Consider the following 17,693-nt stretch of genomic DNA (forward strand, 5'->3'; position numbering starts at 1 on the left):
AAATAGTATATATGTGGGGGGTCTTAAACAGATTTGGCTTGCCGGTTAATTCGCTGGTTCTGTCTGTTGTTTTTTGTTTTTCGCCGGTTATGGACCTAAGCGGGCAAACTTGGACAGGGAATGTCAGTAACAGTTGGCATGTAGCCGGAAACTGGGACCCTCAGACCGTTCCCGGTTCCGGTTCTACGGCGAATATCCGTCCTGTTTCATCACATCCTTATCCGCTTATCACCCAAAATGTAACCGTGTACCGGATCAATTTGAGCGAATGGTCCTCCGGTGGTGAGCTGACCATTACCAACGGGGCTATGCTCACGGTTACCGAACGGTTTGATATCAATAATAACGGGCAACTCTTTCTGGATAATGGTTTCCTTCAGTTCGACGGGAACGGCGGAGGACAGCGCAGGATCAATACAGGATATACCAATGTGCTGATACAAATCATGAACGGCGGCGCGTTAAGTGTGGCTTATGACAGGCTTCAGCTAAACGGAGAGCTTTGGGTGGATGGCGGTAATGTGAACCTTGGAAACGGGTTGCAGCTTTCAACCGGAAAACTTTTCAAGGTAACTGAAGGAGAGATCACTGTTTTCGGACAAACAGATATTTACGGCTCCGTTGATGGGGGAAGGGGTAATTTTGTTTTTGACGGCGATCCGTCAAACAACCAGCATCAGGTGACCATCCGTAGCGGGGGGCGTTTTTATATGGCGCCTTCTTCTCCCGAAAACTACCCGCCGGATTGCCCGCCTGATACGCCTGTCCCCCCGGTTTTATCGGGCGGGACCATCGATTTTTATTCTCCCTCCTATGTTGAAAACAATGGCCGTTTGTATGGCGGCGATGCTGTCATTACATTTTATAAACCGACCAATTCGCAAGGGGATGCGATAACTGATATTCACAATGGCCTCATGGTTTTTAAGGATAACGTCACCATCAGCAATACGGCCTGGTTGAAAATTGCCTGCAAAGGAACAATCAGGGTGGAAGGTAATAGTATTTTTCAGCAAAACGGCAACATGGATGTCGGCGACGGGAACTTTACGGTGAGCGGTGATGCCGTTTTTCAGAACAGTGGGAGATTAGATGCCGATGAAGGAAACATCGTTTTTGAAGGCAATGTGACCATTGCCAACACCGGGGGTATTATTAATGCCGGGAGCAGTACCATTTATTTCAGCGGCGATATATTTAATAACAGCGGGACATTTAACCCGGGGACCAGTACCTTTATTTTTGAGGGCGACGGGAACCAGCTTATCACAGGGACAAATGCGCTGATCACGTTTTATAACCTGATCATCGAAGACAGTTCAACTGTTCAATCCATTCAAAATGTGTTGGTATTGAATGATATGGCAGTGGACGATGACGGTGAATTTGAAGTTGATCCGGGACTCACCCTCAACGTGGTAGGCGATGTTACCGGCGACCCGTATGTGGATACCAACCGTCCTTATATTATAGCCATCAACATCAATGCCCCCAATTCCATTACGGCTGTTTTTGACGAAACGCTCGATCCGGGTTCATCGCAAACAGCATCCAATTATCGCGTTGAAAATGAATCCGGAGCGACCGTGGATTATCCTTCGAATCCGATCCGTGGAGGCGCAGGCAATCGTGAGATCACCCTCACGCTGGGTTTTAATATGGTGGAAGATGTTAATTACTACCTGATTGTAAACAATGTAAAAGATCTGGATGGTTATTCAGTCAGTGCCAATCATAAAAAGCGCTTTGCTGCAACAACGCCCGAGACACTTTGGCAATGGGCCGGAACGATCGATTCGGACTGGGATAAGCCTGGCAACTGGTCAAAAAACAGCTTACCTCCGGTTGATGCGCAGGTTGTCATTCCTGTAACTCCAAATAACCCGTTGATATCTTCTTCTGCGAACCAGGTAGCTGAACTTGAGATCAGGCAAGGAGCTTCATTAACCATTGGCGCCGCCGGTAGCTTAAGTGTGGATTACAATTTAGAGAATTTCGAAGGAAATCCGGGATTGAGGATTGAGTCCACCGCCGAAGGAACCGGATCGCTGGTCCATCAGACAGATCAGGTTTTGGGAACTGTTAAACGTTATATTAGCGGTGATGCCGAAGACTGGCACTTTCTTTCTGCTCCGGTCACAGCCCAGTCGATCCTGGGCAGTTGGACTCCTTCAGGCACTTATGGCGATGGTACCGGTTATGATCTTTATATTTGGAACGAACCGGCCTCTTGCTGGGTTTATCACCTCAATACCACCGTAAGCCCTACCTGGCCGGGCGTACACGGGCAGACCTATTTTGTGCCGGGCCGGGGCTATCTTTATGCCGTGCAGGAACTGGCGGTAACAAAAGAGTTTACCGGATTTCTTGGCAATGGGACAGTTCCCCGTCCGGTAACGGCAAGTGCGACCGGGAATTATAAAGGGTTTAACCTGTTGGGTAATCCTTATCCCTCCAGTATCGACTGGAAAGACGAAAACGGCTTTGTTCGTAACATGCTTTATAATAACGGAGGGGGTTATGATATCTGGGTGTGGAGCTCTACGGCCAACAATTACGGTGTCTTTAATTCGGCTGACACCGGCGATACCGGGACAAACCATGTTTCGCGTTACATAGCTCCCATGCAGGGATTTTTTGTTCGGGCCGTTTCGTCGGGTACGTTTGGATTTAACAACAACGCACGGGTACATAACGAGGCCGGGAAATGGCTGAAAAGCGCCGGGATAAATCGTTCCGCAAATACAATCCGCCTGACGGTGCAATCTCTCGCGGGAGCAGGGAGCGATGAAGTGAAATTTGAATTTGGACATGCGGCGAACGAAAACGGGGCCATAAAACTTTTTAGTCCTGTTGAAACGGCCCCGGGGCTTTACCTGCCTTCTGATGATGAAAATTACACGATTCGTTACCTGACTGACACCATTGAAAACAGTTCGGTGCAGCTTGCATTTAAAGCAGGGGTAACCGGAAACTACAACCTGCAATGCTCTTATGATGAACTTACGTTTGGCCCTGTTTTTCTGGTAGACCAGTTGACCGGCTCAACGCATAATTTTGCTATCTCAGATAACTATTCTTTCACCGCCGCGAAAACAGACTCCCCCGGGCGCTTCGTGATCCGGTTCCGTACGGTCCCGGCAAAAGCTTCTGTTGAAGCAAAAGTTTATATTTCAGGTAGCGAACTGTTTATTGACCTTGGTAAATTGGAAGGTATGATTGAAATACAATTGACAGATATCAGCGGAAGGATTGTCCGCAGGCAGACATTGCCCGGAGGGCAATTGGTCAGATGGCCGATGAATACAAGGGGCGTATTCGTGGTTACAATTCGTTCTTCCGGATTAAAATTAAGTTACAAAATAGTTTTTTAACTCCCCTTTTCCGAAAGTAACCCCCTTTTTATTAAGAAATAGCAACAATTTGTGATTTCTTGACTTTTGTCAAGTTCTCCTCTAAATAGACTTCATTTACTTTGTCCTCATGAAATTCGTGAAAAAGGGACGTTTTGCGAATCTAAAAAATTATAAATCAATTAATTTCTGAAAAATTGCGATTATGATGAGAAAATTTATTTTAGTTGTGGCAATCGCAGCGGTAGCTGTATTGCCGGGAAAAGTGTTGGGACAAAATTCTGCCGTAGCTCAAGCAGATGCCGGGGCAGATATCTTAACGGCTATCAATCTAACGAGTGATGCAAATTTACACTTTGGTAGCATGACCGTATCAACAACTGCAGCAACGGTTCAAGTTACGGCAGCAGAGACTGCGGTGAGAAGCGTCGCTAGCGGGACTGTTGTTTTATTAACACAAGGCACTCCTCATGCTGCCGCTCATTTCAAAATTGAAGATGCCGAGCCGAATGCTACTTATACCATTACTTTGCCTTCTGCGGCTGTGGAAATAGAAAATGAAAATGAGAATAAAATGGATATAACCGGTTTTACTCATTCCATAGTCGGTACTCCAACACTGGATGGTAGCGGAGACGGAGGTTTCTATGTTGGAGCTATCTTGAATATTGGAGAAAGCCAGCCATCAGGTTCGTATACAGGAAGTTTTGATGTAACCGTAGCCTACAACTAAAACTGTTTTGGGAGTGCTGATATAGTTATGAGAAAGTTCTTTCTGTTGCTCTCCATTGCCGTGAGTGCTCTGTTGCCTGCGCATCTTTGGGGACAAAATACCTCAACCGAAGAAGTGACAGCCAGCGCCAGAATTTTGACAGCCATTGAACTGACAAAAGTTACCGATCTGCATTTCGGAACGATGGTTTCGACCAATTCACCAGGTGCTTGTATGGTCCCTGCTACCGGAGAAGACCGGAGCGCTACCGGGGGAGTAACGCTTTTGGATCAGACGCCGGCTTATACCCGGGCCTATTTTACGGTATCGGGAGATATTTCGGCAACTTATTCCATTGCGCTGCCTGAAGACGAAACGGTTACCATAAGCTATCATGACGGCGCTACCACACATTCGATGGATGTTAATGGTTTCAGCCATTCAGCCGGAGTTAGTCCGGCCCTGGATGCAAGCGGCGCTGCTGATTTTTATGTAGGTGCAAGCTTGTCTGTATCGGCAAATCAACCGCCGGGGCTTTACCAGGGAAGTTTCAATGTGACGGTTGCCTATGAATAAATTTCCTTGAGATTTTGAATGAAAAACCGGCAACGATTTTTCCATTAATTCTGATGGTAACGAATGATAATAAAAGATGGTACCATACAAGTGGTTACCCTGATGGCTATGATGGCGTTTGCCGTCATAGCCGTTTCTGCCAACGGGCAAACCAGTATTTCAGCCGGCATCGGCGCCAGGTTTGTGGTCCCTGTGACGGCAGTGGAAAAGGAACCTTTGAGAATCGGTAAGATTGCCACCCGTTTTGGAAACGGGATTGTCGAAGTTTCTCCGCTGAATGAACGGATCATCATGGGGAGCATCGTTTTAGTAGATAACCAGTTTCATGCAGGAAAATTTGTTCTCTCCGGTGCGCCGAACAGCCTGGTTTCCATTTTACTGCCCCCTGAGGCAATCAAAATGATCATACAGGGAACCAGCCGGGAAGCCGGGAATATCCGCTTCTCATCAAGCATCCCGCCGGGCGGACAACCGGTAGATCCCGACGGGACCATGGACGTGAACATCGGGGCCAGCTTGCATATCAGGAAACGGACAGGAATGCCTTCCGGTATCACGACCGTGATTTACGAACTGATTTTTGTATATAATTAAATACATCATACTTCCAATTATAAATCCGTAAATCTATTTGTCATGACAAAAAAGACCAATCTGACGCTGCTGTTCCTGGCTTTTTTTTCGGGTGTTTTTGCCCAGGGCGATCTGCTGATTACACCTACCCGCGTAGTTTTTGAAGGACGAAAGCAACGGGAGAACATGAACATCAATAACATTGGTAAAGACACGGCCGTTTACCTGGTTTCTTTTCTGAATTACCGGATGCAGCCCGACGGCAGTTTTAAACAAGTTGGGAATGCCGATACACTGACCAACCGGGCCGATCCCTACCTGCGGATTTTCCCGCGGCGGGTAGTTCTGCCCCCGGGCGAGTCGCAGGTTGTGATGCTCCAGTTCCGAAAACCTTCGGGGATGAAAGACGGTGAATACCGTTCGCACCTGTATTTCAGGGCCGATAAACATACAGCCCCTTTGGGCATGGAAGACAGCGACCGGGATTCGACCCGGCTGGAAGTCCGGCTAACCCCCATCTTCGGAATCAGCATTCCTGTGATCATCCGCACCGGTAACCCCGCCCTGCAACTTAGCCTTTCAGACCTGGCGCTGGAAACCTTAAATGATTCCACCTGCCGGCTGACTGTCGCGATCAACCGTTCGGGCGAGATGTCTTCCTATGGTACCATTAAAGTCGACTATGTGCCGGAGAACGGAAAAACCGAAGAAATAGGTATTGCCAACGGCGTAGGCGTTTACACGGAACTGGAGAAGCGGATTTTTTCGATGGCCATCCGCCCCCAAAAAGGGATCAGGCTCATCAACGGAAAGCTGCTGGTCCGTTACCTGGGGCCAAAGGAAGATGGCAGTAAAGAGTTTGCCCGCGCAGAATACCTGTTGCCGGAAGAGTAATCAGAAAGTGAGGAAGATGAGATTTATATATTGTTTGCTGGCCTGTTTCTGCTGTATAAGCATCAGGTTGGCCGGGCAAAATACCGCCCCGGGCTTACCTCAGCGCACGGCCACCGTCAGGGCAGTGCAGGAACTGAATCTCGGCGACCTGACGGTTGTCCGCGGTTCATCGGGAGGAACGGTAACTGTGGATTACGATGGTACCCGCACGGCTACCGGCGATGTGGTGTTGCTGAACATGGGAACCACAGCCCAACAGGCGATATTCGAATTTAAACTTTGCCCGGGACGTACCGTTATCCTTACTTATCCCACGGAAGTAACAATGACCGGGGTGTCGGGTGGTACTTTACAACTGCATATCGGGCCTATCCGCATCGGGACAGTCGTCATTGACGGAGGAAGCGGCTTATTTACATCCAACAAAGGCTGCGACGATATCCACCTGATCTATGCAGGGGGCGCCATCGAGGTCGGGTCCGTAGCGACCAACCCGCCCGGTTCCTATTCCGGAAGTTTTCAGATCACATTTCACCAACAATAACAGGGAGGATATTCCGGCTACCAATCAATTACCCAACCGTGTCACCTGATGAATAACTTTTCAACCTTACGGACCCGTGCGAAAATCCTTACCCATTATCCCCTGTTAGTTCTTTTTTTGGGATGGTTGCCGGTCCGGGGACACGTAGCAGAAGAGCCGGAGTATGATAATTTTAATGTCACCATCTTTTTCGAACAGATCGGTTACCGGAATTTCCAGGCGCTTTATGAAGAACCGTCCGGCTTTTACCTTCCGGTCGATGAGTTGTTCGATTTTCTGAAGATCTATCGGAAAACATCTGCTGACGGGCAAGTGCTGCAAGGTTATATCAGTTCGGACGAGCAGGTTTTTGAGATTGACTATCCCAACCAATATATTGTCTGGCAGGGCCAAAAGAGCAACTTTGCCCAGGGGGAGGCGGTGATGGACATGGGCGTGCTTTTTCTGCGGAAAGAGGTGTTGGAACGGGTGTTTGGCTTTACGATCAGTTTCAGTTTTCGGAGTCTCTCAGCTAAATTCGGCGCGCCATTTGAGCTGCCGCTTGTCAGGATCATGAAACTGGAAAAAGCCCGCGAGAACCTGAGAAAGATCAAAAATGAGGCCGTATATGACACGCTCATTCCCCGCGAGTATCATTTGTTCAGGCTGGGCACGGCCGATTGGTCGTTCTCGACCAACCAGTCGAAAAGTTATACCGGCGAAACAAGGGCAGGCTTGGGCCTCGGCGCCGAAACGCTGGGCGGCGAAACCAATATCTGGCTAAATTATTCCGACCGTTACGGATTTGACAAATACCGGCAGCGTTATACCTGGCGATATGTAAACAATGAAGCGAAATTGGCCCGCCAGGTACAGTTGGGCCGGATCAGCAACAAGAGCATCGCGTCGGTGCTTTCTCCTGTTGACGGTTTTATGGTGACCAATACGCCCACCACCGTCCGCAGAGCCGTAGGCGATTACCTGATCGCTCAATATACGGAGCCGGATTGGACCGTGGAGTTATATATCAACAACGTGCTGGTTGATTTCACCAATGCCGATGCGTCTGGTTTTTATACTTTCAGAGTCCCCATGGTTTACGGCGCCAGCCAGGTAACACTGCGTTTCTACGGGCCGAACGGCGAAGAACGTTCCGAAGAAAAAACCTTCAACATGCCCTACAATATGCTTCCGCCGGGAGAATTTGAATATACCGCCGGAGGAGGAATGGTGCTTGATACGCTGAACTCGCGTTTGGCAAGGGTCGAAACCCATTACGGCTTTACCCGTTGGCTGACTGCCGGCGCGGGCATCGAATACCTCTCTTCCATCAGTCATCCGGAAATTCCTTTTGTTGGCTTCACGTTTCAGCCGGTGCCGAAATTGATCGTCACGGGCGACTATGCGCACCTCGTGAGGGGGAAATTCACCTTGAACTATAACCTGCCCGGCAATATCATGCTGGCGCTTGAGTATTCGCGGTACAAGCAAGGACAAAAGGCGGTTATTTATAATTACCTGGAGGAAAGGCTTGCCAATTTATCGGTCCCCGTTCGTTTCGGCGCGCTTGGCGGATACGCCCGGGGAACGCTTCGCCAGTATGTGTATCCTAACTTTACATACAACAACGGCGAGTTGCTGCTTTCGTGCTATTACCGAAACTACAGCGCCAACGCCGGCAATTACCTGAACTGGACCAGTATGGGATCGCTGACGGTTTACACGAACCTGTCGCTGAGCACCAAAATGAAACAGAATTTTACGTTTCGCCCCTCTCTACAATACAACTATTCAACCAACCGGCTGATTTCTTTCAAAACCGATCTGGAAAAACGTTTCTCCCAACAAGGTTACCTGTCGCTGGGTTTCGAGAACAATGTGCTGAGCAATTACCGGAGTTTTAATCTGTCGTTCCGGTACGATCTCAGCTTCGTGTCGGCTTATATGTCTTCCTATTTCAGCAACAGGCAGGTACAAAGTTCGCTGGGTGGCAGCGGAAGTTTTGCTTTTGGCGGGAAGAATGTCCATGCAGACAAACGTTCGTCAGTGGGGCGAAGTGGAATTTTAATAGAAGCTTTTATTGATATCAATTTTAACGGGAAGCGCGATGCGGGTGAGCCGCTGACTGACCAGTTAAAAGTAAGGTGCAGCGGTGGGCAGGTTGTCCGGCACGAAAAAGATCCGGTTCTTTTCATCGCCGGCATGGAACCATTTGTTGATTACACGCTGGTTCTGGATGAATCTGAATTTCAAAATATTGCCTGGCGGCTCAGTAAAAAAAGTATCCGGGTTTGCCTTGACCCGAACCAGTTTAAGAAGATCAGCCTCCCGGTGCTGCCAATGGGTGAAGTATCGGGAATGGTGCTTGACGACCGTCAGTGCGGACTGGGCCGCGTGCTGGTTTGTGTAAACGACGAATCGGGCAAGCTGGTTGCCAGTATTCAATCTGAACCGGATGGTTATTTCACCTATTTTGGTCTGCGTCCGGGAAAATATGTATTAAGCATCGATCCGCAACAGCTTCAGATTCTGAGAAAAAAAGCACCGGAAATTCCCTTCACCATCCGGCCGGACGAGTTGGGCGATTTGGTAGATGTAGGGAATGTCGTCCTACATCGTGAAAAGGAAAATTAACAGATGATGTTGCTGGAACTTTTTCAAAACGTTTCATTTTGCAGACTGCAACATGAAGAGGATTAGGGCTTTACGGTAACGGTGCCGCCCCCGATCCCGACCGAAACACTGGCATTCGGGACTGATATTCCAATTCGGTGACTGCTGCTGTCGAAATAAACAAATATGGGAACGGGTTGCATAAATTGCGGCATGTACATAAACATAAAGGATTTGACGTGGTCGTAAAACCATTGAAATCCGGTACGATATCCATCCCAATTATCACTCCCGTAGTGATTTTGCGGCATTAAATAAGATTTTCCGTTGTACCCAAATGTTCCCTCTTTCATCACAAGTTCGATATCGCAGTCTCCGCTCCATCCTCCGGCACCCAATCCTCCAAATGCCAGATAAAGCTCGTGCCCCCTTGTACCTGGAGGCACAAGCAGGTCGTAAATCCGGGTCCAGCCTCCAAATAAAATGAAGCCGCCCGAATAACTTGCCGGGTGAGTTACCAGTGAATGATCCGTTTCACTGTTTACGGAAAGACGTTGTCCCGGATCTGAATTTTTAGCGATCACTTGATTTGCCTGGTCGATAAAATGAACAAGCTGCTCATTATCCCATTTTAATTCAGCGATTAACCTTTCGCTTTGTTCGTGTATTTTTTCCAGTAAAATCATGTCGGATATTTTCGTTTATAATAATCGTCGGGCGTTTTGAACCTGATAAAGACCAAAAAATCCCAAAAGTATGAAATTGCTCGACTTTTGGGATTTTGAAAAAGCAAATCTGGTTTTATAAAGATCATAATAGAGTGTAGTATGATCCTGATGTTGTTATACAAAGTAACATAAATACTACCTATTAAACCAAATATCAGGTCTGGACATATCGTGGACAGACCAAACTATTTTTGATGAATGGAATTTGAATATCCCTGAACTTGAGGAATAAACATTTGTTTGCTTTCCGGTTATTTCAGAAACAGCATTTGAAAACAGGTTAAGATTTTGTATTTTGCAAGAAATAATATGTAAAAATAACTTTCTCTATGCCCAAAATATTGCTTGTTGAAGACGAAGAAGATTTGAGGATGGGCATTGCCGATATTCTCAAGTTCGAGGGTTTTAGTGTTGTTATGGCCCGGAATGGCGTAGAAGGACTCGATCTGGCCCTGATCCATCTGCCCGATCTGATCCTGTGTGATGTCATGATGCCTGACATGAATGGTTTCGATTTTTTACATCGTCTGCGACAGGATGCAGCATTTATATTGACTCCTTTTATTTTTGTTTCTGCGCTTGATGCCCGGAAAGATATCCGGAAAGGGATGTCGTTGGGAGCCGATGATTATCTGACCAAACCATTTACGCGCGAAGAACTGATCCTGGCGATCAATACCCGGCTGGCGAAATTTTCGGGGCTGGAACATAAAATACGGCAGATTATCGGGGAAATTGAATCCAAACTGAGTTTCGAGATTACCCGGTTGAAAGAAGTGACGGAGGAACAAAACTCGATTATCGAAGAAATATCTACAGACAACGAATCGTTGAAAAAACAACTGCACGACAAGGAGATGACGATGATGAGTGAGGCGATGAATGTGATTGAAACCAACAACATCATTAAAAACCTCAAAGATCTGATTCAGCATGAGCTGCAAAAAAATAACCTGGATTCTTCTCAGAAGATCCTGCTGGGGGAATTGCAAACCAAGATCAGCCGGAAGACCATGTTGTCGGACAACCTGACCGTTTTTCAACTGAAATTCAACCAGGTATATCCGCATTTTTTGTCTAATTTTTCACAGCATTTTTCTCACCTGACGCAGTACGAACTGGTGATGACTGCCGCGATGATTACCGGGTTAAATACCAACCAAATTGCAGAAATGCTGAATATATCGCCCGAAAGTGTACGAAAAAGCCGGTATCGGTTGAAAAAGAAACTCGGACTGGGCAAAAAAGACGATTTGCTGATGTTTATGCAATCGTTTAATATTCACTCGTTTAATAATTAAACGCAGCAGGAGATCAGCTTCACCCGACCGAAGGCAATGAACAGCCGGTATATCGAAATCCCGGTTGCTATCAAAAAAATAATTGTGTCCATGATATGTACACGGCTAAAAATAGCCTGCAGGCCGGAAATTTCGTTCATTTGTATAGTCATAAAGAAAAATCTCAAGTCCTGATTTTTCTTGTCATACTGAGGTAAGGCGAAGTGATGCCTCATATCTTCCTTACCAATAAACAAAAACTCCAGATGCACGCCGTGCATTTTATAACCCCGGAATTGCCCCTCCGGGGTTTTTATTGTTTCCCGTTTTCGTTAAATGTCTACATCTTGTACACATGAAAAAACACCAGGTATGAAAACTACCATTACCTTTATGCTGCGATTCGAATAATTATATTGTTTGCTATTTCCATGAAAACAATTAAATGTTTTAATTATTATGGTGTGGCCACAGAGAAGTAACCGAAAAAAAACGATTTTAATCATAGAAGACAAACAGGAACTCAGAGAGGAAATTTCAGAAACTTTAAAATTTGAAGGATACCAGGTGATGGAGACCTCATCCGGTGCTGAAGGAATTCGTCTGGCTGCTCAACTACTTCCTGATGTGATTTTATGTGACATTATGATGCCCGAGCCGGATGGCTTTGTTGTTCTTTCGCAGCTAAAAGAAAACCTGAAAACCGCCATGATCCCGTTTATTTACATCACGGCCTTGTCCGACCGGGCAGATATCCGCAAGGGGATGGAACTGGGCGCTGACGACTACCTGATCAAGCCCTTTTCGCGCGAAGAACTGCTGAACTCGATATTCACCCAAATTGCAAAGTTTAATAAATTTGAAATGATCTCAACCGAACTGCTCAACCAGGTTAAAGCCAATATCATCAAGTCAATTCCGCACGAATTCAGAACATCCCTGAATATCATTCTGGGGATGAGCGGTATGATCAGAAGCAATGCCGACAGTTTGACAACCGATGAAATTGCTGAACTCGGCGATTCCATTTATGAAAGCTGTCAAAATTTGTCGTCGATTGTAACAAAGTACCTCATTTTTGTCGAATTGGAATTATCCGACACCAAACGATCAACCAAAGTTGTTGACAATATTGGGGAGTTAACAGAAAAAACCGCTAACAGAATTTCTGCCGCTTACAGCCGGCAGCATGATTTGGTTCTTAACCCGACGGTTTGCAAACTTCAGATCAATCCCGAGTTGTTTCAGTTTGTATTGGATGAGCTGATTGACAATGCGTTTAAATTTTCTTCGGCAGGGACAGACGTGAACATCGACACCATTAATTATAAAAACCAGGTTGAATTTATCATTCAGGATCATGGCAGAGGTATTTCTGAAGATCAGATAAATAGCATTAGCGCGTTCATGCAGTTCGATCGGAAAATATTTGAACAGCAGGGTATTGGACTTGGTCTGTACTTGTCGAAGCGTATCATTGAACAATATGGTGGCAGTTTTTCGATAAAAAGTGCTCCAAACACCGGAACAACTATCTGCTTTTTGCTGCCTGGCGTGACGAACAGGACTGGCACCATCAAAATGATGCGGTCGAACCGCAGGAATATCAAAAAATAAGCCTTGTTTGTTACTTCTTTTTGTGATCTAACCTGACCCATTTGGGTAAAATGACGGAAAAAGAAGAGCCCGGTTTCACGGAAGGATCCAGGATGATATCGCCGCCATGCCTCCGTACAAATTGCCGCGACAAGGCCAAACCAAGACCCGAACCGGGGATATTCTCCACATTTGATCCCCGTTTGAACGGTTCAAATATCTTCTCTTCATCATCTGCCGGTATGCCAATCCCCTGATCGGTAATTTTAATGCAAATGTCGTCTGGTTCTGAAGATAAGCTCACCTTAATGACTGATTCCTCAGGTGAATATTTTACACTATTGGCCAGCATGTTGCTGAGTACCTGTTTGATCATTTGTTTGTCAACTTTCACGTTTACAGCCTGATCCAGTTGTTCCAATACGATTTGATGACTGCTTTCCTGGTTTTCCACCTGTTCATTTATGATCTCTAAAAGAAAACCATTTATTTCAAGAACAGTTGGTGAAAATTTCATCTTCCCGGTTTCCAGGTGCGACAGATCCATCACCTTCTCGATAATGTTTTTTAGGAAGGTAACGTTGTTTTTTATCCGGTCTATTTTTTGGGAAATCTCCTTACTTGACATCCGGTCGAAATAGGCGCCCAGCAAATCGGCTGACATCAGGATGGTGGCCAGCGGAGTCCGAAACTCGTGAGAGGTCATCGACACGAAACGCGATTTTAATTCATTCAGTTCCTTTTCTTTTTTAAGGGCTTCAGATAAGGAATGTTCCACTGCTTTCCGCGCCGATATATCCTCATGCGTGCCGACAATCCGTTCCGGCTTCCCCGGCGCTAACCAGCTAATCACTTTGCCCCGGTCAAGAATCCATTTAAAGGTTCCATCCTTGCATTTCATCCGGTATTCGCTTTGGTAAAGCGATGTTTTACCGTTAAAATGGGCTTCCAGGTCGGTATACACATGTTCAATATCTTCTGGATGAATGCGGCTTTCCCATTCATTTAAGGTGCCGTTTATCTCCTCATCATCATACCCTAACATTTTTTTCCACTGGTGAGAAAAGAACACTTCATTGGTTATAATATTCCAGTCCCAGATACCGTCGCCGGAACTTTCCAGGGCAAAATGCCAGCGATCCTCACTTTCCTTCAGCTCTTGTTCTGCTTTCAGCCGCCCGGATATATCTCTGGACATCATGTAAAATACGTCATTTCCATCCCAGGTACCTTTCAATACTTTTGTTTCAACCGGAATTGATTTTCCGGTTTTTGCTAACAGAGAAAATTGAGATAATTCCATTTTTCGGGTATTATAATGAGTAATCAAGTCATTGATCGTTGTTTTTGGTTTATCAGCGCAAACATTCATGATGTTCTTTCCTTCCAGTTCAGCCCGGATATATCCAAGTTGATTGCTGACAGCGGGATTCGTTTGTATGATAATTCCGTCTCCGTTCAGGACGATGATAAAGTCGTCGATTGTTTCGAATAATACCTGGAAATTATTCCGGCTCAGCTCCAGGTTATTTTGCATCTCAATTTTCAGAAGCGCATCCCCGATATAGCCCGAGATCACTTCAATCGCCTTATTTGCCGCAGGGTTCAGGTCTTTCAGCGATTTTGTCTCGATGATCATCGCGCCGATAACCGCCTGATTTTGTCTGATCGGGATAAACTTGATGACCCCTTCCGGATAATTTTTGTAAAAGGTTGATTTCGGGTCAAAATCCCCGGCCCGGATATCGGTGACATTTTCACGCTGAATCAATTCAGACAGATAGGCATTTTGTTGGGAAAGAAGGCTTTTTTCGGTAAAACAATTGGTTTTACAGGTACTGGCAACCTGCTCGAACTTTCCGGTTTCTTTATTCATCAGATGAATCGAGGTACAATACACTTGTTCAATCTTTCTTACATAGTCGATCACCAGGTTAAAAGCATCAAACTTATTCGTGATTTCGGCCAGGTTAATCCGCAGATCGCGCTGGATGTAACCGTATTTCTCATTTAGTTTCTGCTGAGTGATATCCCTGTATTGCCACAGGTGCCCAATCAGCGTTTCATTCAGCCGGATCGGGATATAGTCGCGTTCAAACACCCGTCCGTCCGTCAGTTCATATTCTTCATTCAAGATACATTCTCCTTTCGACGAAATTTCGTTAATCCGCGACAAAAAGGTATCAGACGAAACGATAATCTTCCCGGACAAGCGGGCCAGCTCCCATCGGTCCATTCCCAATAATTCATCCGGAGAAAAAGAAAGTCCAAAGAGTTTACAGTAATATGGATTGGTTAGGACGACCCGCCTCGAACTGTCTTCGAACAGTATCCCCATGTTTAAGTTGAGGATCAGTGAATTCAGCTGTGTCATGGTGGTCCGCAACCGGTTCTCCGTGAGCTTCATATCGGTAATATCGCGGATGATAGCGAGCGCATCCCGATCGGACAGGGCCACCAGGCGATTTTCAAAGTACTTTTCCTTTTGTTTTACCGGCAGTTGGTACTCGAACCTGACGACGTCTTTACATTGAAAGGCCTGTTCGAGCGCCTGCATGTTTCTGTTTGCCAGTTCACGAGGAAATACTTTCGCAATCTTTTTTCCCAGAAAGTCGGCTTTGGGAACAAACAAGGATGATTCATCTGACGTGAAAACATCGAGGAAGGTACCATCCCGCGAAATTCGGAAAATGTGATCGGGAACGTTTTCCAACAAAATCTGTTTAATCCGTTCACTTTCCAGTTTCGACTGTTCGGCTAACTTTACCTGGGTCATGTCCACCGCAAGAACAACATATTCCCTGGCTTGTGTTCCTCCGTTTGGCAACGCGCTGATGGTCAGTAAAACCGGGATTATTTTCCCCGATCGCGTAATCATTTTCGATTCAACCGGGTTTGGAGACTTGTTCGCCGAAAACCGGATTAAGACCTCGCAGTTGTTTTCAACCTTTTTTCCCTGCTCTGCACAGAGATGCTCTCTCATTCGTTGAATTTCTTCGCCGGGGAAAAAGTCGGCACAAGACATGCGATTGGCCGTGTCCCCCGATTTTAAATCAAAAAGTTTCCGGGCCGACGGATTTAATCCTTCGATCAGGCCATTGGCGTTGATGATTAAAATGGCTGCCTGTGTATTCTTTATAATGGCATTGTTGAGGCCGGATAGTTTGGTGATTTCGTGGATTCTTTTCTCATTTACCTGCTTTAATTGTTTATTTTTCCGCTCAATCTGTTTCCAAAGATAAATTTGGTTTAATGCTTTCCGGAATAATCCGGCGATGTTCCAAACCAGATTAACCGGCATAGAAGGAAAGTATTCTTTCTGACCGGCATGCAACAAAACCGCCCCCCGGAGTTTATTGCTCAGGATAACCGGAATGGTCATGGTACTTCTGACCCCTTTCTCGTACAAGGCTTCCTGATACGAACCGGCCAAACGCCCGATGGATAACTTTTCGATGATTACGCGTTCGTGCAGTAATTGATTAAAGTTGGTATTTTCGTATGCTCCCGGCGGATAATCTTCAGCCGGAATCTTCCCGTTCCCAATTCCGGTGATGACTTTGCCCGGAATCAATGAATCATCCAGGCTAACATAAATTATAGTCAGACCGTGAAATAATTCATTTAATTGCGTTAATATGCCTTTTAAAAGATTGTCATCTCCATCATTCTGATCCAATATGGTTTGTTCAATCTGATAAAGTTCGTTGAGGTGCTGATCCCATTTCTGCGGTTCACCGGCATCCTCCAAAATCAAAAGGAAGTTTTCTTTCTTGCCTAATCCCGGAATCTTTCTCGCTTTAATTCTGAGCCAGCGGTTTACATTTCTGTTGGTGTTTTTTACTAAAATGATGCGTGAAGTTTCATTTTTATCCCGGGATATCAGGCATTCCGGGAACCCGGCTTTATCGATTTCCTCAAAATCATCATCCAGGAAATGCCACTGATCTTCAGCCAAATCGTATTCATAATTCAAACCGTACCTGTTGTAATCCAGGTTTAGAATTTCTGCCGCTTTCCGGTTAAACTGTTTGATATTTAGCTTGTTGGTTGCGTACAGTATCCCAACATTTAATTCTTCAAATAAATGGAAAATCTCCGGTTGGCCCGGGATGTACCTAAATTCACTTTTTCCGGTTCTCAATGCATTATTGTCATTCACTAACCTGTCCATACCTGTGGCATTAGCTTCGAATTAAATCAACTGCGTAAGAGATTCATCCTCTTACCTGTATAAAACTCACCCGATCGATGAATTTTTAATAAAGCATCAATATTTGAAAAGAGTAAGAATAATACTTGTTATGGTTATGCTGAGCAGATAGGGCAAACGCATCACCATAAGTCCCCCGCAAGTGTTCTTTATAACTGCAATGAACAATTCAAAATTTACCGACAGAGCGCATTTCGTATAAGATCCCCCCGCTTTATTGACAGATTTTTTTTGAATATACTGTCGCCGATTACCACAAAACAACAGTAACCCGCTTTAAATAAGCCGGATATCGGATTTATCCCAATGACCTCAGTGATAAACCATTCTTTTTATGACTTCAAACTGTTAACTTTTTACAATTACAAATTTTAAAATTCTAACTCCTGTTATTATTATCGATCGCAATTTCAATAAACATAAAAGATGTGCACTAAAATACACATTATTTTTATTTTTCCAATTTTAAATATAAATAAGGGATGATTTCGGTTACCATATTAAATTGATCGTAAATTATACAGCTCCATGCAAAAGGGAATGCCGTAAAATCGGGCAACACCAAACTCCCTTTAAGGGTTAATCCGCGTTCAAAAAAAAACCTAACGCTGATACTTCTTATTGTCCAAAAG

At 45.4% G+C, this 17,693-nt stretch carries 11 protein-coding genes; 9 read left to right on the top strand and 2 right to left on the bottom strand.

What is annotated here, in order from left to right:
- Positions 1-11: 11 nt before the first annotated feature.
- The 7 genes from ACOIT5_RS16500 to ACOIT5_RS16530 all read left to right on the top strand — a co-directional run bounded on the left by ACOIT5_RS16500 (position 12) and on the right by ACOIT5_RS16530 (position 9,265).
- Positions 12-3,374 carry an Ig-like domain-containing protein gene (locus ACOIT5_RS16500; RefSeq protein WP_423127258.1) on the top strand — a complete coding sequence of 1,121 codons (3,363 nt, stop codon included), beginning with the start codon at positions 12-14 and terminating at the stop codon, positions 3,372-3,374.
- Positions 3,375-3,558: 184 nt separating this feature from the next.
- Positions 3,559-4,086, top strand: a complete 528-nt coding sequence (locus ACOIT5_RS16505) for a DUF4402 domain-containing protein (RefSeq protein WP_423127259.1) — start codon at positions 3,559-3,561, stop codon at positions 4,084-4,086.
- Positions 4,087-4,113: 27 nt separating this feature from the next.
- Positions 4,114-4,641, top strand: coding sequence for a DUF4402 domain-containing protein (locus ACOIT5_RS16510; RefSeq protein ID WP_423127260.1), 528 nt, complete (start codon positions 4,114-4,116; stop codon positions 4,639-4,641).
- A gap of 63 nt (positions 4,642-4,704) precedes the next feature.
- Positions 4,705-5,235 (top strand): DUF4402 domain-containing protein, encoded by a 531-nt coding sequence (locus ACOIT5_RS16515; protein WP_423127261.1) that lies wholly within the window; start codon positions 4,705-4,707, stop codon positions 5,233-5,235.
- A 42-nt stretch (positions 5,236-5,277) separates the two neighbouring features.
- On the top strand, positions 5,278-6,108 hold the full coding sequence (locus tag ACOIT5_RS16520) for a fimbrial biogenesis chaperone (protein ID WP_423127262.1): 831 nt from the start codon (positions 5,278-5,280) through the stop codon (positions 6,106-6,108).
- A gap of 16 nt (positions 6,109-6,124) precedes the next feature.
- A complete protein-coding gene (locus ACOIT5_RS16525) occupies positions 6,125-6,652 on the top strand; it encodes a DUF4402 domain-containing protein (protein ID WP_423127263.1) in 528 nt (175 codons plus the stop codon).
- Positions 6,653-6,700: 48 nt separating this feature from the next.
- Entirely contained in the window at positions 6,701-9,265 is a 2,565-nt protein-coding gene (locus ACOIT5_RS16530) for a hypothetical protein (RefSeq protein WP_423127264.1), read from the top strand.
- Positions 9,266-9,327: 62 nt separating this feature from the next.
- Here the strand turns inward: ACOIT5_RS16530 and ACOIT5_RS16535 are convergent, their stop codons facing one another.
- Positions 9,328-9,930 (bottom strand): hypothetical protein, encoded by a 603-nt coding sequence (locus ACOIT5_RS16535; protein ID WP_423127265.1) that lies wholly within the window; start codon positions 9,928-9,930, stop codon positions 9,328-9,330.
- Positions 9,931-10,301: 371 nt separating this feature from the next.
- On the opposite strand from ACOIT5_RS16535, the gene ACOIT5_RS16540 reads away from it, so the two are divergent.
- Complete coding sequence (locus ACOIT5_RS16540) at positions 10,302-11,273, top strand: response regulator (protein WP_423127266.1); 972 nt, start codon at positions 10,302-10,304, stop codon at positions 11,271-11,273.
- Between the two features lie 438 nt (positions 11,274-11,711).
- Complete coding sequence (locus ACOIT5_RS16545) at positions 11,712-12,869, top strand: hybrid sensor histidine kinase/response regulator (protein WP_423127267.1); 1,158 nt, start codon at positions 11,712-11,714, stop codon at positions 12,867-12,869.
- Positions 12,870-12,879: 10 nt separating this feature from the next.
- Here ACOIT5_RS16545 and ACOIT5_RS16550 read toward each other — a convergent pair whose 3' ends face one another.
- Positions 12,880-17,022: a PAS domain-containing sensor histidine kinase gene (locus ACOIT5_RS16550; protein WP_423127268.1), complete on the bottom strand. Its 4,143-nt coding sequence runs from the start codon at positions 17,020-17,022 to the stop codon at positions 12,880-12,882.
- Positions 17,023-17,693 lie beyond the last annotated feature (671 nt).

Source organism: Gaoshiqia hydrogeniformans (assembly GCF_049347105.1).
GTDB lineage: Bacteria > Bacteroidota > Bacteroidia > Bacteroidales > Prolixibacteraceae > Gaoshiqia > Gaoshiqia hydrogeniformans.